The following is a 20,995-nucleotide window of genomic DNA, read 5'->3' on the forward strand; positions in this document are numbered from 1 at the left end:
TCCAACGCATTATTTGATGACAGCCACCTGGTTGCTGGCTGCCTTGGCTTGAGCCTTCAGCGCTTGCGCCCGGGACTGGGCATCACTCACTTGATCGGGCGTTAATTCGGCGCGGGTGACCAGTTCGGCCGCCTGGGTCCACTGGTCCTGATAAATCAGCAAGGTCACCAGGTTCAGCGCCGCCAACGAGTCATCCTGTTTGAGTTCCAGCGCAGTCAAAAACTCGAACCGGGCATCATCGTCACGGCGCTGGTTGAGATACACCACGCCCAGGTCATTGCGAATCTTGGCATCGGTCGGCGCCAGTTTCGCCGCACGCTCAAGGTGGGCTGTCGCCAATGCGTTGTCGCCACGCCCGGCGGCCAACTGGCCCAGGCCATGCTCCCCTTCTGCGGCCAGACACGACCCCAATAGCCCCTGGAACAATGGCTCGGCCTCACTGCGCCCCAACTGACGGTAGATCCGCGCCTTGCGCAGTTGCACCTGCGCGGATCGTTCCGGCAGGTTTTGCAGGTTGGCCAGGCTGGCGTGCAGCTTGCCCTCCTTGGCCATGTCATCGGCCAGGTTCAGCGACAGATCCTGATCAGCACTCAATTTTGTACAACTGCCGCCCATGGCCATCCACGGCGGATTGCTCTGGCCTCCTGTCGCGCAGCCGCCCAGCATCAGCAGCCCACACAAGACGATGACAGCTTTCATGTTCATACCCCTGATCAAGAGAGAAAGGCTCGCGAGATAGCGACAAAGCTCGGCCCGGCCAAGACAATCATTAGCGCCGGGAACAGAAACACCATCATCACTACCGACATCTTGGCGGACATTTTGGAGATGTACTCTTCCATGCGAGTCAGGCGACGGTCATCAAGCAGCTCTTTAAGTGCCTGCAATGACTTCATCGCGCCACCGCCCTGCTGAATCAATTGCTGAAGAATCACGCAGGTGTCATTGAATTCGTCCACGTCCAGCAAGCTTGCGGTTTTGCTCAGTTCCTGGCTCAACTCCAACCCCGAATCAACCCGCGACAGCACTACCCGCAACTCGCCTGTAAGCACTGGCAGCAGCTCCCTGGCATCCTGGCTCAGCACCCGTAACGCCTGTTCAACCGCCATGCCGGACTCAAACAGAATGCGCAGCAACGGGATAAAGGTAGACACCTCCACCGCCACTTCTTGTTGCCGCCGCTTTGCAGCGTAGGCCAGCATTCGCTTGGGGATCAGATACCCCAGCGCCAGTGAGAACAACAAAACAACCAATAGATTGCCGGACCTGGGAAAGAACAACTCATGCCCCAAAAACACCAGCCCGGCAAACGCAAACGGCGTACCGATCTGAAACGCGGCAAACAGCGAACGCTGACTGGCGGTACGCCAGCCAAGGCGGTTGAGCAGCGTTTGGGTTTCGCTGTCCATCGTGATCGAACGCTGGCCAAACTTGCTGTTGCCCACCATCCGCATCCAGAGACTGAGCTTGCCCGGGCCGCTCTTGTCACCGTCCAGGCGCTGCATCACCCGCTGCTGAGCCAAACGGTCCTGAACCACGTTATTGATCAGCAGCGCCATGGCGCCCAGCAGTAAAACTGCACAAATCAGATAGGCCATGTCATACGCTCCGAACCATGCGCCATAACGCAACGCTGCCAATTATTTGCATCGACAACGCCGTAAGCAGCATGTGTTGCCCACCTCCGTCCTGCCACATTTTGAGCATGTAATCGGGGTTGGTAGACATGAAAAAACCCACCACAAATATCGGCAACATGCCCAGTACCAAAGCGGTCATGCGGGTTTCACCGGTCATGGCTCTCAATCTGCGAGCCCCCTGTTCACGCTCGCGAATCAGCACGATCAGGTTTTCCAGCAGCTCACTGGCGTTGCCGCCGTAGCGATGGTTCACCTTCAGGCCGAGGGCGAACATGCGAAACTCGTCGCGCTCATACAGCTCGGCAAAGTCATTCACGGCCTCCGGCAAACTCACCCCCATCTGAACATTGCGTGACACACGGCTTATGCTGCTCTTGAGCGGGTCACTGGAAGCTTCGATCGCGGTCAGTACTGCATCGGCCAAGGTCCGTCCCGCCTTCAGGCTGCGAACGCTGTGATCAAGCAAGAGCGGCAGTTGCTCAACCATGCGCCGTACCCGACGGTGGTAACGCCAACTGACAAACAGCTTGAGCAACAGTGGCGGCAGCACCAGCAGCGCGAGAAAAAATACCCAGCCCCCGATCAGGCCAGCCAACACCACTGCTCCCGCCCACAGCGACAGCCATAAACCCAGGCGCTCAGAAGGACGCCCCAACCCCGCCTGCAAGAAAGCCCGGTCGATCCACGCCACACCCTTTATTTTTTCCGAGAACTGCGGCTGCCCCTCCCCCAAACGGTCCAGCACGCGACTGGTTGTCGGATCCGTCAGAGCCCGATACACCAGACTCAGCGATAGCACGAACATAAGAAAACTGATGGTAAAAAGCAGTAAGGCCGGGATCATGATCAGCGCCTCAGCCGTGGGCATTCAAAATGGGGTCACGACGCAACTTGTCGCCTGCCGGGTTCAAGGCTTCGCGCATAAAACCAAAACCGGTGCGCTTGTCCAGGCGGAACAGGGTGTTGGTCACGTACACATCGTCACGCACCCCGACCACTTCCAGTACTTCACTGACGCAACGGCGACCATCAGGCATGCGCGTGAGCTGAATAATCACGTCCAGTGCAGCGCAAATCATCTGGCGCAGGGTTTTTTCCGCCACGGTGCGGCCCGTCAGGCCGACCAGGGTTTCCAGACGCAGCAATGCATCCTGTGCCGTGTTGGCGTGAACGGTGCTCATCGAACCATCGTGACCGGTGTTCATCGCGGTCAATACGTCGAGCACTTCCACCCCACGAATTTCGCCGAGGATGATGCGGTCCGGACGCATCCGCAGGGCGTTGCGAATCAGGTCGCTGGACTTCACTTCACCATGCCCTTCGGCATTGGGCGGGCGTGTTTCCAGGCGCACCACATGGGGGTGCCCCAGCTGCAGCTCGGCCACGTCTTCGATGGTGACCAAGCGTTCGTGGGGGTTGATCAACTGACTCAAGATATTGAGCAGCGTGGTTTTACCCGTACCGGTACCGCCGCTGATCAAGATATTGCAGCGCTTGCCCACCGACTCCTGAAAAAACTCAAAGATCGCCTGGTCGATGGTTTGCATCGCCACCAGATCGCTGCTCTGGAGCATGTCCTTGCGAAACTTCCGAATCGACAGGCACGGCCCGTCCAGTGCAATGGGCGGAATGATCGCGTTGACCCGGCTGCCATCCGGCAGGCGTGCATCCACCATCGGCGAAGACTCATCCAGGCGCCGACCCAGCGGCGCCAGAATGCGCTGCATGACCCGTTCAACGTGATGATCGTCGATAAAACGCAAATCGCTCTGACTAAGCAGACCCTCGCGTTCAACAAACACGCGATGGGGGCCGTTGACCAAAATTTCCGTGACGGCAGGATCTCGCAGCAAGACTTCAAGCGGGCCGAACCCCGTCAGCTCGTCGACGATTTCTTCAGCCAGACGCTCCATTTCATAACGGGAAATGGCCAGGTGCAGGCGCGATACATATTCAGCCACCCGCTCGGTGACAAACTGGGCCAGGGACACACGGGAGCCTTCCAGCAGGTTAACCCCGGTCTCTTCAATGGCATCGATGATGTAGCGATGCAGTACCAGCTTAAGACCGTCATGGTCCGCACGCCCGTCCTTGTACAGGCCGGAGCCAAACAACTGTTCGTTGTTCATTTGGCCCCCCACAGGCGGTTTAACCACGCGCCAGACTTGGAAACCGTTTGCTCGGACGACTGCGAGCGCTTGGTCAATCGCTCACCCAGTTTTTTTAACGCCAGGCTCAGGGCTTCCCGCGGAGCCAGATCAAACAGGGTGGTGGCCTGATTCTTGGCATTGATGCGTAGCTCAGGGCTGAGCGCCAGTGTCGCCATCACCGGCAGGCCAAAGCTCTTGCCCAGGGCATCGGCATTCGGGGCAACGCCCCCCATGTAACGATCGATCAACAACCCCGTATGCTCAAACTTCATGCCCTTGGCCCGCCAGCGAGCTAGCACCTCCAGGTTGCGGCGGCAATCAAGCACGCTCTGGTCGGTGTACCACAGCAAACTGTCACAATGGGTGGCAAAGGTGCGCAGCGCTTCACTGTCTGGCTGCCCCGTGAGGTTGACCACAATGTGCTGAAAATGCTGACGCAAGGCGCTGAGCAACATATACAACTCGGCGGCGCTGGTTTGCTCCAGCGGCTCATCACTTTCGCTGTGGGCCAATACCCGCAAACCACTTGCTGTCTTGGTAAAGGCACTGTCAATCAAGGTGCTGTCCAGGCGTCGTAAATGGCGCAGGGCATCACCAAAAAAGAACGTACTCTCAAGCCCCAGCACGGCAAGACCATCGCCACGGGGTACGCCCAGGTCCAGAAACAGGGTTTTTTGATCGTGTTTTTGCACGACCAGCCCAAGGTGGCTGGCAACCAGCGCGCCATCGGCATTGCATTGGGCGCTGAACAACACGCTCAACCCGCCCAGCTCGGCGTTGGGCGCCACCGGCGGCAAGCGTTTGCTCAGACGGCGAACCAGCCCTGCCACTTCACTGGAGCGCGAACCGTAGGCGACAAAATCCCTTGCCCCGGCGCGCATGGCGTTGAGCACCAGCTGGTTATCCATACCGTCGCCCAGGGCAACAATGGCCAGCATGGGCTTGGCTTCCAGCGCGCCTTCAATCAGCGCGCACTGGTTGACCACCTTGTCCCGGTCCAGGCCCACAAAGATCAAACCGGCAAACGTCACGTCAACCAGGGCCAGCAGTTCATCCAGGCTACTGGTGCCTGCACCCACCACTTGACCCAACGGCGCCAAGGCACCTTGCAACCATTCAAGATCGGTGTTGTTGCGCGTCAGCGCGAGAAATGTCTGGCTCAGGCTTTGGCTCATTGGGATAACCCGCTACGGCTGTTGAATTTGCCGTTTTCCAGGAAATACAGGCGATACCAGTTAGGGTCGTAGTTACGCAGTTTCTCCCCGGGCATCGATGGCAATGGCGCATTGGCAGCCAATGGCTGAACCAGATGCGGGGTCACGATCATCAACAGTTCTTTTTCTTCGCGGCTGATATTAGAGTCGCGGAAGAACGCGCCAAGAATCGGGATATCCCCCAAGCCAGGAAACTTGTTGACCTGTGAGCTGTTGCGCGAACTGATCAAGCCACTGATCACAAAACTTTCGCCATCGGCCAGGGAAATGCTGGTGTCGGTGCGACGAACCGTCAGGCCCGGCACCAAAGTCCCGGCGATATTCACCGCATTGGTGTAATCCAGCTCACTCACCTCAGGTGCCACTTTCAACATGATGCGATCACGCCCAACCACGGTAGGGGTCAGGGTCAGACGGATACCGAACTCCTTGTACTCGATCGATACGTTGTCGCTGCCGCTGCTGGGTACCGGGATCGGCACTTCACCACCCGCGAGGAAGGTTGCACTCTGCCCGCTCATGGCCACCAGGCTTGGTCGTGCAAGGGTGTAGGCAAAACCGCTGCCTTCCAGGGCATTGATCATCGCTTTGACCTTGCCGCCGCCAAAACCGATGTTGAAGTACTTGCTGTTGGCAACCGGACCGCCTGTGATCACCCCTTCAGCAGTGCTGAGGAATGAACCCGGCGAGCCAAACAGAAAGTTGCTGCCCATGCCGAAGATCGAGGTGCTGGCCTCTTGCAGCTTGGTGCGGCTGACCTCGACGAAACGAATGTCCGTTTGCACCTGAATGGGCAACGTCGGGTCTTCGGTCGGCGACAACGACGTACCGGTCAAACCCGAAGTGGCCTTGCCTTTGACGAACAGCATGGTCTGGTGTGGCTCTTTCGAACAGGCGCTCCAGACCATCAGACTGGTAGTGCCCGACGCAACGCCGGTCAGCAAAAAGGCGTTTTGGCCATTGGTGCGGACATCGGCAACCGTGGGATCACCCACAGCGATGCGAGAAATGTTGACCGGGAAGCTCATGGCCTTCTGGGCCCCCTGGGGCACTTCCAGTACCGATGGCAATGCGTTGAATGCGGCGCAATTGTCAGCAGCGGCCAAGGCCATTTCCAGGGGCAAGCTGCTCAGGAGCAGCGTCCATACCGCACGTTTGAAAAGGGGAGCGCAACGATGGCTCATATGCTATGTCCTTGCAGATAAGACTTTTTATTGGGCCGATTGCTGAGCCGTTTGGTTGCCACGAATCACTTCAATGCCGCGCACACGGGGAGCACCAGCGGGACTGCTGACAGGCGCCCTGGCCGGGCTGGCCATGGATAGCTGGTTGAACTGGTACAGGCTGCGCCTGGCGTTCTCGAGGTTGGTCGGGGACTCTTGCTCACCCGCCCAGTATTTGCTCAACCGCTGTTCATCGGCGCTGCGCACTGCAAGGCGCAGCGTGCCGGCCTGGGTCGCGAGCATCAGTTGATTAAGCAGCACTTCAGGCACCGCCAGCACGGCGGTGCGCGCATTGATACGACCCTGCTCTTGCTTGAGTGCTTCTTCGGCATTTTTCGGTGGGCTGGCCAACTGACCATCACTGGTCATACCCAACTCAGTCCCCACGCTAAGAACCCGTACCGCTGGCAACACCACTTGGGCCGATTGCTGGGGATTGCCCGTGTCCTGACGCAGGAACAGCAGAATGTCGACGTAATCACCCGGAGTCAGCTGACCTCCCGCCCCGGCCACCTCGTCGATCGAGACTGCCAGTGCGCGCTCATCAGGGCGGATCATGCGGGCCAGTGGCCCGCCCATTTCAAAGCTTTTCTCATTGAGCCAGGTACCTGCACTCATGCTGCGCCAAGGAGTACGTCCTACCGCCTGATCAATGGTTGAAAGGCTGCCAGCAGGCGCGGTACGCAGTTTTTCCAGAGTCACATCTTCTGCCGTCAAGGCCACATTCGGGGGTACATCGCGGGCCAGCACCACCACCGACTGACGGGTCGTGTCCTCAGCGGCTGCTACCCCTTGCTCCACAACCTGTGTCACCGGAACTTCAGCAACCGGCTGCTGCCGACTCAATACCAACCCCCAATAACCGGCGGCAATTGCCCCTACAAATAATATGGCGGCCAGTATTAAACTGCGTCGATTGTTCATGCACAAACTCCCTTTTCCACTGCGCACGGCAGACTAAAAAACCCATTCACAATCAGGCAGCTATGAATCGATATTGCTGTTGCAACCATTCGCTATTTAAAATAGCCCAGTCGAAGCAAAATGCCATTAGTGACAATAAAAAGCTCTAATTAATTGTGAATAGTTTGATTTAGCACACATTTTTTAGAATGACCATTTGGACTAATACTTTATGATTAGTCCATTGTTACAGTTGTAAGGAAGTGATTTATTGCCAATCCTATGATGGCAGATGGAGATCAACCTGCACCATTGTTACGCAGTGCCCGACCCGGCGCACTCAAGGAGAAGTCAGATGATGTTAAATACTGTTCTGAAAGTGTATGTACCTGCACAGGTATTCCTGGCGCGCCAGACCAAGTTATTTATTAAAAGGACAGAAGGTGCATCGGGTATTGAATATGCGATTATTGCGGCGATGGTAGCAGTGGTTATTGCTGGACTTTCACCTGATGTACAAACAGCAGTAACCAATGTATTCACTAAGATCAAAGGTGGTCTGGCAACAACTTAATTCACTAACAAAAGGAGCCCTTTGCATGCCCCTCTCCCCATCACGGCAACAACTGCTTCTGGTGGATGACGAAGAGGACGCACTGCTGGAGTTGGCCGAGCTGCTTGAGGGCGAGGACTTTTGTTGCTTTACGGCAACATCAGTCACACTCGCCCTTTCGCAGCTGACCCAGCATCCGGATATTGCGCTGGTCATCACTGACCTGCGCATGCCAGAGGAAAGCGGGATTGCGCTGATCAGGCGCCTGCGTGAGCATACCTCGCGCCAGCATTTACCGGTGATTGTCATCTCGGGGCACGCCGACATGAGCGATGTCAGCGACTTGCTGCGGTTGCAGGTACTGGACCTGTTTCGCAAACCCATCTACCACGTGCGCCTGCTCGACACCCTCGACAATCTCTTTCCAAAACCCCCACAGCTACAACTGGCCAGAACATAAAACCCGCCCCATAAAAACCCCGCAGCCTGAGTTGGCGCTGCGGGGTTTTTATATATAACGCTTACAACTGATAACTAAAACTTAGTGTATAGCGCGGCCTGCGATTAAAACTGTCCAACGCTATATCAGACATGGGCTTGGCAACTTCCAGGGCAATGTTGTAGTAACGCTTGTCACCAAAACGCAACCCCAGTGCTGCGGAGGACATGTCCGAGCCTTTTAATGGCAGTTCGTTGTACCAGGCCTTGGCCCTGTCCACGATCGCATAAGGCTGCAGCAACTTGACCCAGTCACCGTCGCGGTTATAGCTGTAGTTGAGCTCATAGGCCACGCCCCAGCCCTTGTCCCCCGACGCCTGGTCATCCGGATAACCACGACCGAAGTTCTGCCCGCCAAACACTGCCCGCTCGCTGTCAGGCAACGTGTCATCACTCCAGTACAACGCACCCGACACCACGCCCTGCCAGTTATCGAAGTAGCCGTCACTCTGCACACCCGACAAACGCAATCGGAAGAAGTCCAGGTCATAACGGCTGCCAGTCAGGGTGGTTTCGCTCTTGGCACCCATCGCGTCCATGCCCTGATACATACCGGCACTGACAATACGCAACTGCCTGGCATCGGACTTGCGCCAGTCACCTTCAAACGCCAGTGCGCGCACGTTGGTTTTTTCGCTGATGGTCTGGCCGAAGCCTGCCACCTCGTAGTCGGTATTGTCGTTGACGCCATACAACCGGGCACCGGCGCTGAGCCATTGATCCGGCGCGGCAATCAGCGGGTGGCTGACGCCAATCGAGAAGCGGTCATTCTCACGGTGAGGCTTGAGTTCAAACCCGTCATCGGTAGCAATGCTGGTGCTCGGATCACTGCGATAACTGGAGCCATACAGGCTCAGTTGCGTGCCTTCGGCATTCAGGTACTGGCTGTAATCGAGACGGTAGTAGTGCTCCTTGTCGCGACCCGGCGGAAACAACCCGCTCAGGGTCAACTGCTCCGCCATGGCCGTTTGCGAGTTACTGCTGACCCCGAACAGTGCCTGGGTACTGTTACGGCTGCCCTCGACAAGGCTCATGCTGGTGGTGAACGGTTTGCGACTGGCACTCACACGCAGTGTCGAAGCACCGTCGGTGGTGCCCGGTGGCGGCACTTGCGCCTGCAAGGTCACACCGGGAATCCGGCTCATCAGCGTGCTGTAGCGATCAAATGTTTTACGGGTCAGCGGGCGCTCTCCCTTGAGCTTGTCTACCAGTTCATCGATATACCCCTTGACCCGCCCTATATCCCCATCGATCTCGTAATTGCTGACATAGCCTTCGACCAGCACAACACGCACCAGGCCTTGATCGAAGTCCTGTTGAGGCAAAAACGCATACGACAATAAATAGCCATCGTCCTGGTAACGCTTGGTGATGCCGCGCGTGGCCTCGATCAATTCACCCAGGGTGATTTCATGGCCCAGCAGCGGCTTGAACACCGCACCCAACTCGGGCAGCGGGTAAATCGTGCCACCTTCGATCTGCAACTTGCGAATGGTCAGGCGCGTGCCCATGACCAGTGGCTGAGCCTCCCCGGCTGCCGGTTTGGGCAATTCCAGCGCAGGCGCCGGCGGGCGATAGGCATCCACCGGCAAGTTGGGCGTGGGCAAGGTTTGCATGCTGTCGTTGCTATTGAGAAAGCGCGGAAGGGACTCGGCACCCGCGTACGGGGCCAGGGCCAATAACAAAAAGGGAACGCAATTACGCATATGACACTCCATGTTCAACTACAGCGGCATAACGAGGGGGCTTCATCTTTGATTGCGCCGTGAAGCTACCCGAGCATCAGTCCTAAAAACTGCACATGAAAAAAGACGAGAGACTCATCTGAATCTCTCGTCCCAACCAAGCGTAGGCGCTGTAGGTAAGGCCGTCGAACCGGCCAGGTGCAATTAATCGTCAGTTTTTCTTGCCCAGATTGCCCAGCCCACCCAGCACTCCCCCAAGAACACCACCCAGACCTGTACCTGTATTGGCACCCGTGTTACTACCTGTACCAGCGCCTGCACCCAACAAGCCGCCGATACCGCCGCTCAGACCTGCGCCTGCACCGGTACTGCCACCCGTGCTTGCGCCCACTCCCAACAGACCGCCAAGACCCAAACCGGCACTTGCACCGCCACTTGTGCTTGCACCTGCACCCAACAGGCCGCCAAGACCGCCGCCAATGCCTGCACCGGCACCGGCACCGGCACCTGAACCATTACCCGTGCTTGCACCCGCACCCAGCAGGCCGCCAAGAGCGCCACCCAGACCCGAGCCTGTGCCCGTGTTTGCAGCCGGGTTCAGCAGGCCGCCCGCCTTGTCGACCGCACCGCCCACGCCCACCAGCACGCCACCTACCAGCGAGGTCACCGGGTTTTTGTCGCCGGTTGTAGACACCTTGGTGCCAAGACCGCTCACGGTGCCACCGACTTTGGTCAGCAGCCCATCCACCGGGGCTCCGAGGCCTGTGGTGGTACCCACTTTGCCCGTGACGTTTTCTGCCAGGGAAATGACCGGTACCAGGACCTTGTCATTCACGCCCCCGGTCACCTTGCCCAGTTGGCCACTGTTCACATTGGTGGTCAGTGTGTCACCGAGCATGGTCACGGTTGTACCGACTTTGTTGACCAGCCCACCTGTGGTGTCAGTCACTTTGCCCACCAGGCCACCGGCCAACGGGATCTGGCTGATTGGCGTGTTATCGAGCACCGTGCTCAAGCCCGTACCGACGGACGAAACGCCTTTACCCAGCTCGCTGACCGCATTGGTCGCACCCGCTACGGTGATGCCCAGGGAATTCTTGTCTGTGCCCAACGTGCCCAAGCCATTAGTCAGGCCAGTGGTGACGGAGCTCACGGCATCGCCGGTTTTGACCACCAGGCCGCCACCCAGGGTGCCGACTACCGGCACCGGGGTCAGGGCAGTGCCCAGACCACTGACAGTGGTGCCTACGCCACCCAGGGCAGTACCGACTTGACCTACCACCTGACCTGTAACCAGAGGCGTGCTGCCAGTTCCGCCGCCAGTACCACCGCCGGTTCCGCCACCAGTACCACCGCCAGTACCACCACCGGTTCCACCATCAGTACCGCCGCCGGTACCGGTGCCGCCGCCTGAGCCACTGTTAGTTGAGGTCACATAGCTTTTGGAGCCGCCACCACCACTGCTGCAGCCTGCCAGGCTGACAGTCATGACCAACAATAATGCTGTACTGGTTTTAAACCACAGTTGAGTGTTCATGATTAATTCCCTTGCACCTGTTACGCCTGAGTTCGAAGTTCCCTGCTCTGCGTCAGGGATACATTCATCCGTTGGGTACATAACAACCTCAAGGGCCTTATCAAACAATTCACAACTTGGTATTAACCCCTTATATAAAAAGGCCGACACCCTGCTTGAGAACTAATACTTTAGCGTTAAGAACGTATTAAAAAGCGTTATTTATCAAGGACAGGGTCTGCCTGCCAAAGTAAAAAACCCATCACCAAACTTTAGTTATATATACAATTAACAGCGTTTTATAAGCGCTTTAACCCGCCAAACCGCTTTGATTACCTCACTCCACCACACTGAACTCGACACGGGCGGTTTGCCCGCTTTCGTCCAGCACACTGAGCTCATAACGCCCCACGTGTTCCAGGGTGGTGCTGAATACCTCCAGTGGCAGGCTGTCCCCCAAAGGGGCGCCGTTGATAAACCACCACCGCCGCCCCTCTCCGCCCAGGGTCGTCAATGCCAGCCGCAACAGCGCCTGGCTCGCAGCCGGGCGGCGCAGGCGGTCGCCTTCGCGCACGCCCGCAATCGACAGCGGCGTCACTGCACTCAAGGGCGGTGGCGGGCATTGGCGTGAGGCGTCTGGCAGTCGCGCCTCACGCCGTTCAACACGGGGTAGCCACGGTTCAAGCGGTGCAGGCCACAATGCCACCTCACGGACTTGCGCATCCGGGCATTGCGCACCCACGCGCAGGCCCCGGGAATTGACCCGGATGGTTTCCTTGAGCCCCACCCCCAACGGCTGGTCCGCCGCAAGCAAGGTCGGGGGAGTGGTGTGATCCAACGTCCAGGCAAAGCGTTGACGACGGCAATTGGGGTCACTCTTATTCATGGGTTGGCCCAATGGCCAGCAGATCGCAGCCACACCGACGCTGTCAGGTACGGCCTGCACCGGCGCCACAATGCCGCGCTGGCTGTCGCGGTTACTCAGCACATCGTGGACTTGCAGCATCAAGGGCGCCGCCGACGCCAGGCCAAACTGCCCCGGCACGGGCGTGCCATCCGGGCGGCCTATCCACACGCCGATCAGATAACGCGGGCCAACCCCGATCGCCAGCGCATCGCGAAAGCCATAGCTGGTGCCGGTCTTCCAGGCCAATTGCGGGCGCTGCACCAGATCGGCATGGGGGTCACGATCCGGGCGCGCCTGGCCGCTGAGAATGCGCCGGATGATCCACGCCGCACCTGGGGACAGCATGGGGCGCTCGCGTAATTCGTCACTCGGTTGCAGACGTAAATTGGCGCTGCGCCCTTCTCGCGCCAGTGCGCTGTAGCCACTGACCAGATCCTCCAGGCGACTGCCGGCGCCGCCCAGAATCAGCGCCAGATTGGGTTGCGCGAGAGCCGGCAGGCTCAACGGCACGCCGCCATTGCGCATATCGGCGGCAAAACGCTTGGGGCCATACGCTTCCAGCAACTGCACGGCGGGCAAGTTAAGGGAAGTCACCAGCGCTGCACTGGCCGATACCGGCCCGCTAAACCCCGTGGAGAAATTACCCGGTCGATAGTCGCCATAGCGCCGGGGCACATCCTGCAGCAACGACTCGGAGTGGATCAGCCCCGCATCCATTGCCATGCCATACAAAAACGGCTTGAGGGTGGAGCCCGGCGAGCGCATGGCAGTGATCATGTCGACATGACCAAAGCGGCGCGCATCGTTGATATCCACCGACCCCAGATAGGCGCGTACTGCCATGCTCTCAGTCTCGACTACCACGATGGCGGCCGACGTGTGATCGGGTAAACGGGCGCGCCAGCCCAGCAGCAAGTCTTCGAGACGGCGCTGCAGGCTGGCATCGATCGTGGTGCGGATCAGCGGCGGGCTGTCCGGGCGGTTGAGCCGTCGTGCCAGCAACGGCGCCAGGCTCGGTTCCAGGCGCGGCGCCAGTAACAGCGGTTCTTCCTGCGCCTCGTCAACCGCCGATTGCGGCCACACCCGGTATTCGGCCAAGCGGCGCAACACCTTGTCCCGCGCCACTTGTGCCCGCCCCGGATGACGGTCGGGACGCAAGCGGCTCGGCGCCTGGGGCAACACAGCGAGCAGCGCCGCCTCGGAATGGGTGAGCTGGAGCGGCGACTTGCCCAGATAAGCCCAACTGGCCGCCGCGACCCCCTGTAACGTGCCGCCGAACGGAGCCCGGTTGAGGTACAGCGCAAGAATCTGGTCCTTGGACAAGTGCCATTCCAGCTGCGCCGTACGCCACAACTGGCGCAGTTTGCCGGGCAGCGTGCGCTCATGGGGATCGAGCAAACGCGCCACCTGCATCGACAACGTACTGCCGCCTGACAACACCCGCCCGCCCGTCAGGTTTTGCCAGGCCGCGCGGCCCAACGCCAAGGGATTGATTCCGGGGTGCTGAAAAAACCAGCGGTCTTCGTAGGTCAGCAAAGCGTCCAGGTACAACGGCGATACTTCACCGGTTTGCACCGGATAGCGCCACACGCCATTGGCATCGGCAAACCGCCACAGGGGCGTGCCGTCTTCGGCCAATACCACGCGGGCCAGATCATCCCGGGGCAAGGGCAACGGCCAGATCCTGTCGGCCAGCCACAGCAATGCGCACGCCAGCAGCAGACCGGCGAGCGTCCAGCCCACTATTTTTTTGATCCTTGCCCCCACTGACTCTCACTCTCTACGCAACTTGCGGCATGGATGGATGCCTAATCTGGCACAGTGGCCACCTTACTCATCGGAACATGACCATGCACGTCGAAAGTTTTATCGGAAATCTTGGCCTCTGGCTGGGCACACTGGTTCGTTTTATCGTGGAGAGCCTGAACGGCCTGTTTGGCGCCATCACAGACGCAGGCAGCAGCTTTGTCGAAGGCATGGCGCGCGCGTTGGGTATGGACACCTCGATCATCAGCATTGCGGTACTGATCATCGGCTTGCTGTTTCTGTACAACGCCGTGCGCGCCTTCATGCGCGCCTCGGTCATCGGTGGCGTGATCTGGCTGCTGCTGGGCCTGTGGGTGCTGAGCTGGATCATCAACTGAGCAGCCATCCCCCTCACGCCTGTGAGAGCGGACTTGCTTGCGAAAGAGTCGCCGCGGTTTGTCTGTTACACCGCGTCATCGCCATCGCGAGCAAGCCCGCTCCCACACCGGTCAGCGGCCCTTGATCACCATGTCCCCCGGTGTTTCGCCCACGGCCTGCCAGTTGGGGCGGTACATCGACTCCACTTGCGGCGGCGGGACGCGGTAGGTGCCAGGAGTCACGGCACGGGCCAGGTACAGCAGGTGCGTGGTGCCGTAGCCATCCAGTTTCAACGCTGCCACATACCGATCATCCCGATATTCCTGGTGCTGCACGCTGGCGTTCTGCATCGACTCGCGCCATTGCTTGACCTGGGTGCTGGCGTTTTCAAGGCTGGCGGCGCTTTGGCCCAGGTTCTGGTTTTCAAGCTCCAGACCCGCTGGCAGCAAATCGACCACCAGCGCATCCGGCACCTGCTGCTTGGCCGTCACGGCCAGGTGCACCAGCACCAGATCACCACTTTTCAGGGCCTTGAGGTTCAACGGCTCCCCGTTCATGCCCAGGTAGTCACGGCGAATGCTCATGTTCTCGCCGCCCGCCGCCGGGGCTTGTTGTGGATAACCTGAAATCGTCAGTTGTTGGTAAACCGGCGCACTGCCTTCGTTGCGCAAGGTCAGTGGCGAGGCCAGCAGCGGCCCGTCGAGCTTGAGGCCCGACTGGGCATTGTTCAGCTCGCGGGTCTGGTCGCCACTGGCAAGCTGCACCGACCACTTGGCTTCAGGCTGGCTCAACAGATCGCGACCGGCAAGGAACAGCGCGTTGCGCTCCTGGGTCGACAGCCACTGGCTCGCCGCCAGCTGATCGGACAGGTCGAACACCCGTTGCTCGCGCTGGCCGGCCATCAAGTTGTTTTCTTCCAGCAAGGCCAGAATCAGAGCCTGATCGCGCAGCGGGCTACCGTAATCGCCCAGCCATTGATCGGCTGTACGGGTCACTGCCAGGCCCGCCACCAGCGCCTGATCAGCCCGTGGTTGGTCGCCCATCTTCTGCAAGGCAATCGACAACTGCACCAACGGCAGGCCGGAACGGGCATCGCTGCGCCGCTCGAAAATGCTGCGCAATGCACCCAGCGGTGCTTGCTGACTACGGGCCAGGACCATCGCCGCATAGGCCTGCACGGCAAAGCGGGTGTGTTCGAGGTTTTCGCTGTAATCGGCCTCGATCAGGTTGCGCTCCTGCACATAGCGCAGCAAACGCTCGCTGGCCTTTTTAAGCGCTTCGGGCGGCACGGCATAGCCTTGATCCCGGGCACGCAGCAAGAAATCGGTGACATAGGCGGTGAGCCAATACTCTTCCTGACCGTCCGCGCCCCACAGGCCAAAGCTGCCGTTGTAACGCTGCATGCCCAGCAGGCGCTCGATACCCAACTCGATTTTGCGTTTGCGCTCGCTGTCCGGTTCGCCTTCCAGGCCCAGGCGTTTGAGCAGGGCCGCATCGGCATACAGCGCCGGGTAAAGGCCGCTGGTGGTCTGCTCGGAGCAGCCGTAGGGGTAGGCCTTGAGCGCCCGGATCTGCTCGCCCAGGTTCAGCGGCGGACGGCTCGACAGGCTGAGCAAGGCTTCACGCCCGGCCGGCTCAAAGGCTTGCAGCTCGCCCTCGGGCAGGCTCCAGGGCTGGTCGTTGAGCACGGCACGGTAATGCTTGAGCAATGCGGGATACGCCGGGCGCACGCCCAGCGTCCATTCGCGGGTGAACGGCGCCAGGGTTTCACCCGGCAGGTCCAGGCCATTGACCGTCACCTTGACCACACCGGTGCCATACCCGCCTAGCGCCTTGACCGGAACCTGCAAGGTACTGCGCTGGCCGGGGCTGAGTGTCAGGTTCTGTGTCGCGTCACCCAGCAGGCTCAGTTGCCCCTCGGTGTTGAGGTTCACGTGCAGCGTTTGCGGCGTGTCGGTGAGGTTGGACACGTCCAGCGCCAGCCGTGTTTCGTCGCCACCGGCCAAAAAGCGCGGTGCCGCCAGTTCGGCCACCAAGGGCGCGGCGACTACGGTTTTGGCCTCGGCCATGCCGTAGCGATCATCGGTCCAGGCTTGAGCCATCAGGCGCAGCTCGCCATTGAAGTCAGGGATATCCACACTGACTTCACCTTCGCCCTGCTCGTTCAGGGTCACGGGTGCGCTTTGCAGTGCCACGATCGTCACACTGGTGGCAGGCCGCTTGCCGCCTTTGGCCAGCGCTGCATCGCCACCGAACGCCAGGCTGGCCAAACGGCCTTGCCCGGTTTCGATCAATTGCCCGTAGATGTCCAGCTGATCCGCGCCATAGGCCTTGCGCCCAAACAGACTGGCAAATGGATCGGGAGTCGGGTAGTCGGTAATGTTGAGCACGCCCACATCCACGGCGGCCAGCAGCACATGGGCTTGCTTGGGGATGCTGCCATCGGCGTTCTTAGCGTGGATTTTCACCGTCAATGGCTGCTTGGGGCGCATTTTCTCAGGGGCATCGAGAGTGAGTGCCAACTTGCGCTGGCTGCGATCGATCGGCAAATGCAGCACGCCCACGGCACGCTTGGGAGTGATGTTGGTCTTGCGCTCACCCGGGCGAATCACCAGGGCGCTGATGTACAAGTCATGCCGCGCCCAGCGTGGGTCAAGCTTGACGTCGAAGACCTTGCCCTCGGCAGGCACCTCGATTTCTTCCCACCTCAACGGGCCGTCGCTGCCTTCAACCAGCAAATAGCCTTTACCTGCCGCTGGCGGCGTGACCGTTACCCTGGCCGTGTCGCCATCGGCATAGGCAGCCTTGTCCAGCGCCAGCTTGACCTGATCGGGGCGCACGGCGCCGCCTTCGGCGTTGTCCTGGGCGCGATAACCGGCCCAGAAGCGCAGGCTGCTGATCAAGCCGGTTTTCGGGTCTTCAACTTCAACGCGATACGGCCCCCACTCGACCGGGAAGCTGACCTTGGCGGTTTCGCCCGCCTTGAGGCTGAGGGTTTCTTCGTTGAGGTTCAGAAACTTCTCGTTGTAGTGGTAGCTCCAGCCGTCGCTGTCCGAGTAGTTCCAGTAATAGTCACGGCGCTCGCGCACCAAGCGCACCTTGAGGTCGTCGGCGGCCAGCTTGTTGCCCTGGCTGTCGGCAACCAGCAGCTCGAATTCAACCGGGCCATCACCGTCGGTTTCAGTGCCGTCAAACAGGCCGCGAATGCCCGGCAGACGATCCGCTGGCCACACCGCCTGCACCAGACGCCGGGTAATCGGCCGCCCGCCCGACTCTTGCAGACTGGCCTGCACAATCAGTTGCAACGGAGATTTAGCATCACTCCACTGGCTTTCGAGGCTGATGGTTTCCTTGCCTTCGGCATCCAGAACGCTTTCGTCCAGTTCCAGGTCCTGAGTCAGCTCGGGTTCTGTCACCGATCCGAACTCATAGCCCGGCAAGGTGCTGACGGCCTCGCGCAATGGCCGCACATAGACTTGACCACTCAAGCGATTACCCGCCGCCGGAGCGCCATACAAGTAGCGGCCATTGACCTGGATTTCAGCGGTTTGCTCAGGGCTCAGCGGCGTATCGCTACCCTTTAGCTCCAGCGCCAAACGCTCGGGCAGGAAGTCCTCGACCAAAAACTCGTACAGCTGCGGCTTGCCGTCACCGAAGTCGAACACCAGCTGCCAGCGCCCGGTCGGGGCTTCAGCGGCCAGTTGCAACGGGTACTGATACAACCCTGAAGCGTCCGGCGACCACACAAACTTGCGGCTGACCTGCTCGTCCGGACGACGGACTTCAACGCTGACCGGCTGCGGCTTGACCGGGTTGCCATCGCGGTCGCGCAACAAGGCATTGAGCAATACGGTTTCGCCGGGGCGATACAGGTCACGAGGGCCAAACACAAAGAACTGCAGCGGATGCCCCTGGGGGCCGCCAATATCGAATTCGGCCAGGTCCAGCGCCGCCGTGTTCAGGCGCAGCAAGCTGGTTTGATCGCCTTGGCGCGCAACCAGCACTTCGGCCTTGGGGGGCAGCGCCAGTTCGGCGTGACCGTCTTTACCGGTTTTACCCTGGCCCAGCATCTGGCCTTTGCCGTCGAGCAATTCCAGCTCGACACCCGCCAGGGCGCTGCCGCCTTCAAGGGCCTGGGTGAACACATCCAGACGCTTCTGATAGCGGTGTACCGAAAGGCCGATATCGCTGAGGGTGAACAAGGTGGCAGGGGTCGAATAGTTGTAGCTGCCCGTCGCCGTCATCACCGCCAGATACACGCCCGGCTGCTGCAAAGGCTTGATTCCGGACGTCGGCAAGATCAGGGTTTCACGGGTATTGCGCGCCGGGTTCAAGTCAAAACGGCCGCCGTACACCAGCTCGGCCATGCTCAGCAGATCCTTGGCTTCGTAGCTTTGCAGGCTGCTGTTGCGACCCCATTGACTGAGAAACGCTGGCAGGGACTCGGGTTTGACCCGGAAGAACTCAACATCCACCTTGTCGACGTTCAGCGCGATCACCGGCAAGCCTTCGGCCAGGCGGGTGGGCAGCAAGTTGCCACGACTGGCAAAACCGACCGTGGGCTGCAGGTCACGGGTTTCAAGGCGGCTGATGTACTCGGCGGCCAACGTGGCGTCGTTGACGGCACGCAGGCCGGGGTCAACGGTGAGGATCAGTTTGCGCTGAGGCTCAAGATGGCGCAGGCGCAGTTCCATCAGGTTATCCGACAGCTCCCATGCGCCATCGACCTTGCCGGTTTTGGCATCGACCAGGTGCAGCTTGTCTGCAAAATTCTGCTCAGGATGGAGCGGCACCGAAAAACTCACGGACAAGGTGCTGGCTCCGTCCAGTTGCACCTCGGACACATCCACCACACTTAACTCACGCCCGGCGTAACGCTGGGCCAGGGCCTTGACGTCCTGCACCGGCTTGGCGGGCTGGCTCGCGGCAACGGTCGGCGCAGCAGGCTTGTCGACGCTCGAAGAATCGCAAGCGCTCAACAGCGCCAGCGTGCAGGCCAGGAACAATCCTTTGTTAAGCATGGTGTTCTCGTTAACTGGGCAGATAAAGGGCGACTATATAACAGCCGGTGGGGAACCACAGGCGCACTGGTCTGATTGTGGGAGCGGGCTTGCTCGCGAGGGCATCACTGCGACTGGCCTGACACACCGTGCTGCCTGCAGCGCGAGCAAGCCCGCTCCCACAGGTTACAATCGCGGCCCCAAAGGAGCCTGCATGTCATCTTCTCTATCAGCCGACTGGCGCGATCGCCCAACCCATCGCCGGGTATGGGCGCTGGCGGCGCCCATGATTTTGTCGAATATTTCCGTGCCCCTGGTGGCGCTGGTCGACAGCACGGTCATTGGCCATTTGCCTCACGCCCATCAGCTGGGCGCAGTGGCGGTGGGCGCCAGCATGTACATCTTCCTGGCCTGGATGATGGGCTTTTTGCGCATGGGCACCACCGGGTTCTCCGCGCAGGCCGCAGGTCGTGGCGATGGCACCGCACTGCGACAAATTCTGGTGCAGGGCTTGTTGCTCAGTGCGTTGCTGTCGATGCTGCTGGGGGCCATTGCGATTCCGTTCAGCGGGATAGCCTTAAGCGTGATGCAACCCTCGTCCGAGCTGCACGCCCTGACCCTGGATTTTTTCCATATCCGCCTGTTTGGCTTGCCCGCTGCCCTGGCCAGTTATGCCCTGGTGGGCTGGTTCCTGGGGACGCAGAACGCCCGCGCGCCACTGGCGATCCTGCTGACCACCAATCTGGTCAATATCGCCCTTAACCTGTGGTTTGTACTCGGCCTGGACTGGGGCGTGGTCGGTTCGGCGCGGGCTTCGGTGATTGCCGAGTGGAGCGGCGCCCTCCTCGGTTTATGGCTAACCCGCGGCGCCCTGCGCACGTTTCCAGGCACCCTGGCATGGGCCGGGTTACGCATCTGGAACAACTGGAAGCCGTTGCTGGGGGTCAATCGCGATATTTTTATCCGCAGCCTGATGCTGCAACTGGTGTTTTTCTCCATCACCCTGCAAGGCGCCCGTCTGGGTGACGCCACGGTGGCGGCCAATGCGCTGCTGCTCAATGGCCTGCTGCTCGCGGCCCATGCCCTGGACGGCCTGGCCCATGCTGTCGAGGCACTGTGCGGGCATGCTATCGGTGCACGGGATCGCAATGCGTTACGCCGTTCGATGGTGGTGGCCTGTGGCTGGTCGTTGCTGGCCAGCGTGGGGTTTGCGCTGTTGTTCATGTTCGGCGGCCATCTGTTTGTGCAAATGCAGACCGACATCCCTGCGGTGCGCGAAACCGCCTTCCAGTACCTGCCTTATCTGGCTCTGCTGCCGCTGATTGCAGTGTGGAGCTATTTGCTCGACGGGCTGTTCATTGGCGCCACCCGCGCCCGGGAAATGCGGGATGCAATGGTCATCAGCGTGATTATCGCGCTCCCTGTCGCCTGGGCACTGCACGGTTATGGCAACCACGGGCTGTGGATAAGTTTTCTGCTGTTTATGGTGCTGCGCAGCCTGACCCTGGCGGTTTATGCGTTGCGCATGCAGCGCCGGGACGAGTGGTTTACGCCCAAGGCTGCAACCTGACCCCACAACCTG

General features: G+C 59.9%; 15 protein-coding genes. 4 read left to right on the forward strand and 11 right to left on the reverse strand.

Annotation, left to right across the window (positions count from 1 at the left end; all coding sequences use genetic code 11):
- Positions 1-9 precede the first annotated feature (9 nt).
- From AACY07_RS10430 to cpaB, 7 genes are read right to left on the reverse strand one after another with little or no spacing between them, the layout of a single operon-like run.
- A complete protein-coding gene (locus tag AACY07_RS10430; protein WP_339474709.1) occupies positions 10-699 on the reverse strand; it encodes a tetratricopeptide repeat protein in 690 nt (229 codons plus the stop codon).
- Between the two features lie 14 nt (positions 700-713).
- Complete coding sequence (locus AACY07_RS10435; RefSeq protein WP_339474711.1) at positions 714-1,598, reverse strand: type II secretion system F family protein; 885 nt, start codon at positions 1,596-1,598, stop codon at positions 714-716.
- 1 nt (position 1,599) lies between these two features.
- A complete protein-coding gene (locus AACY07_RS10440; protein ID WP_339474712.1) occupies positions 1,600-2,484 on the reverse strand; it encodes a type II secretion system F family protein in 885 nt (294 codons plus the stop codon).
- A gap of 10 nt (positions 2,485-2,494) precedes the next feature.
- Complete coding sequence (locus tag AACY07_RS10445; protein ID WP_339474713.1) at positions 2,495-3,769, reverse strand: CpaF family protein; 1,275 nt, start codon at positions 3,767-3,769, stop codon at positions 2,495-2,497.
- Positions 3,766-4,965 (reverse strand): pilus assembly protein, encoded by a 1,200-nt coding sequence (locus AACY07_RS10450; protein ID WP_339474714.1) that lies wholly within the window; start codon positions 4,963-4,965, stop codon positions 3,766-3,768. Before AACY07_RS10450 ends, AACY07_RS10445 begins: the two co-directional genes overlap by 4 nt.
- Entirely contained in the window at positions 4,962-6,188 is a 1,227-nt protein-coding gene (locus AACY07_RS10455; protein ID WP_339474715.1) for a type II and III secretion system protein family protein, read from the reverse strand. The genes AACY07_RS10450 and AACY07_RS10455 overlap by 4 nt, the downstream gene beginning before the upstream one ends.
- A gap of 27 nt (positions 6,189-6,215) precedes the next feature.
- Entirely contained in the window at positions 6,216-7,151 is a 936-nt protein-coding gene (gene cpaB, locus AACY07_RS10460; protein ID WP_339474717.1) for a Flp pilus assembly protein CpaB, read from the reverse strand.
- A 334-nt stretch (positions 7,152-7,485) separates the two neighbouring features.
- Here cpaB and AACY07_RS10465 point away from each other — a divergent pair, with 334 nt between their 5' ends.
- A complete protein-coding gene (locus tag AACY07_RS10465) occupies positions 7,486-7,704 on the forward strand; it encodes a Flp family type IVb pilin (RefSeq protein ID WP_339474718.1) in 219 nt (72 codons plus the stop codon).
- 25 nt (positions 7,705-7,729) lie between these two features.
- Positions 7,730-8,143, forward strand: a complete 414-nt coding sequence (locus AACY07_RS10470) for a response regulator (protein WP_339474719.1) — start codon at positions 7,730-7,732, stop codon at positions 8,141-8,143.
- Between the two features lie 61 nt (positions 8,144-8,204).
- Here the strand turns inward: AACY07_RS10470 and AACY07_RS10475 are convergent, their stop codons facing one another.
- The 3 genes from AACY07_RS10475 to pbpC form a co-directional block, all read right to left on the reverse strand.
- The gene (locus tag AACY07_RS10475) at positions 8,205-9,887 is read right to left on the reverse strand and encodes a ShlB/FhaC/HecB family hemolysin secretion/activation protein (RefSeq protein ID WP_339474720.1); all 1,683 of its coding nucleotides are present in this window, start codon (positions 9,885-9,887) and stop codon (positions 8,205-8,207) included.
- Between the two features lie 190 nt (positions 9,888-10,077).
- Complete coding sequence (locus tag AACY07_RS10480; protein ID WP_339474721.1) at positions 10,078-11,403, reverse strand: collagen-like triple helix repeat-containing protein; 1,326 nt, start codon at positions 11,401-11,403, stop codon at positions 10,078-10,080.
- Between the two features lie 316 nt (positions 11,404-11,719).
- Complete coding sequence (gene pbpC, locus AACY07_RS10485; RefSeq protein WP_339474722.1) at positions 11,720-14,032, reverse strand: peptidoglycan glycosyltransferase PbpC; 2,313 nt, start codon at positions 14,030-14,032, stop codon at positions 11,720-11,722.
- Positions 14,033-14,139: 107 nt separating this feature from the next.
- On the opposite strand from pbpC, the gene AACY07_RS10490 reads away from it, so the two are divergent.
- Entirely contained in the window at positions 14,140-14,433 is a 294-nt protein-coding gene (locus AACY07_RS10490; RefSeq protein WP_339474723.1) for a hypothetical protein, read from the forward strand.
- A gap of 111 nt (positions 14,434-14,544) precedes the next feature.
- Here AACY07_RS10490 and AACY07_RS10495 read toward each other — a convergent pair whose 3' ends face one another.
- A complete protein-coding gene (locus AACY07_RS10495; protein ID WP_339474725.1) occupies positions 14,545-19,434 on the reverse strand; it encodes an alpha-2-macroglobulin family protein in 4,890 nt (1,629 codons plus the stop codon).
- 193 nt (positions 19,435-19,627) lie between these two features.
- On the opposite strand from AACY07_RS10495, the gene AACY07_RS10500 reads away from it, so the two are divergent.
- Positions 19,628-20,983 (forward strand): MATE family efflux transporter, encoded by a 1,356-nt coding sequence (locus AACY07_RS10500; protein WP_339474726.1) that lies wholly within the window; start codon positions 19,628-19,630, stop codon positions 20,981-20,983.
- Positions 20,984-20,995: the final 12 nt, after the last annotated feature.

Origin of the sequence: Pseudomonas sp. RL_5y_Pfl2_69 (assembly GCF_963970465.1) — a bacterium.
In the GTDB taxonomy this organism is placed as follows: Bacteria; Pseudomonadota; Gammaproteobacteria; order Pseudomonadales; family Pseudomonadaceae; genus Aquipseudomonas.

Excerpts from the sequence above, each read along its gene's own strand:
- AACY07_RS10480 (WP_339474721.1), bottom strand. The coding sequence starts at position 11,403 with ATGAACACTCAACTGTGGTTTAAAACCAGTACAGCATTATTGTTGGTC.
- AACY07_RS10455 (WP_339474715.1), bottom strand. The coding sequence starts at position 6,188 with ATGAGCCATCGTTGCGCTCCCCTTTTCAAACGTGCGGTATGGACGCTG.
- AACY07_RS10470 (WP_339474719.1), top strand. The coding sequence starts at position 7,730 with ATGCCCCTCTCCCCATCACGGCAACAACTGCTTCTGGTGGATGACGAA.
- AACY07_RS10475 (WP_339474720.1), bottom strand. The coding sequence starts at position 9,887 with ATGCGTAATTGCGTTCCCTTTTTGTTATTGGCCCTGGCCCCGTACGCG.
- AACY07_RS10430 (WP_339474709.1), bottom strand. The coding sequence starts at position 699 with ATGAAAGCTGTCATCGTCTTGTGTGGGCTGCTGATGCTGGGCGGCTGC.
- AACY07_RS10435 (WP_339474711.1), bottom strand. The coding sequence starts at position 1,598 with ATGGCCTATCTGATTTGTGCAGTTTTACTGCTGGGCGCCATGGCGCTG.
- AACY07_RS10490 (WP_339474723.1), top strand. The coding sequence starts at position 14,140 with ATGCACGTCGAAAGTTTTATCGGAAATCTTGGCCTCTGGCTGGGCACA.
- AACY07_RS10495 (WP_339474725.1), bottom strand. The coding sequence starts at position 19,434 with ATGCTTAACAAAGGATTGTTCCTGGCCTGCACGCTGGCGCTGTTGAGC.
- AACY07_RS10440 (WP_339474712.1), bottom strand. The coding sequence starts at position 2,484 with ATGATCCCGGCCTTACTGCTTTTTACCATCAGTTTTCTTATGTTCGTG.
- AACY07_RS10465 (WP_339474718.1), top strand. The coding sequence starts at position 7,486 with ATGATGTTAAATACTGTTCTGAAAGTGTATGTACCTGCACAGGTATTC.
- AACY07_RS10445 (WP_339474713.1), bottom strand. The coding sequence starts at position 3,769 with ATGAACAACGAACAGTTGTTTGGCTCCGGCCTGTACAAGGACGGGCGT.
- AACY07_RS10500 (WP_339474726.1), top strand. The coding sequence starts at position 19,628 with ATGTCATCTTCTCTATCAGCCGACTGGCGCGATCGCCCAACCCATCGC.
- cpaB (WP_339474717.1), bottom strand. The coding sequence starts at position 7,151 with ATGAACAATCGACGCAGTTTAATACTGGCCGCCATATTATTTGTAGGG.
- AACY07_RS10450 (WP_339474714.1), bottom strand. The coding sequence starts at position 4,965 with ATGAGCCAAAGCCTGAGCCAGACATTTCTCGCGCTGACGCGCAACAAC.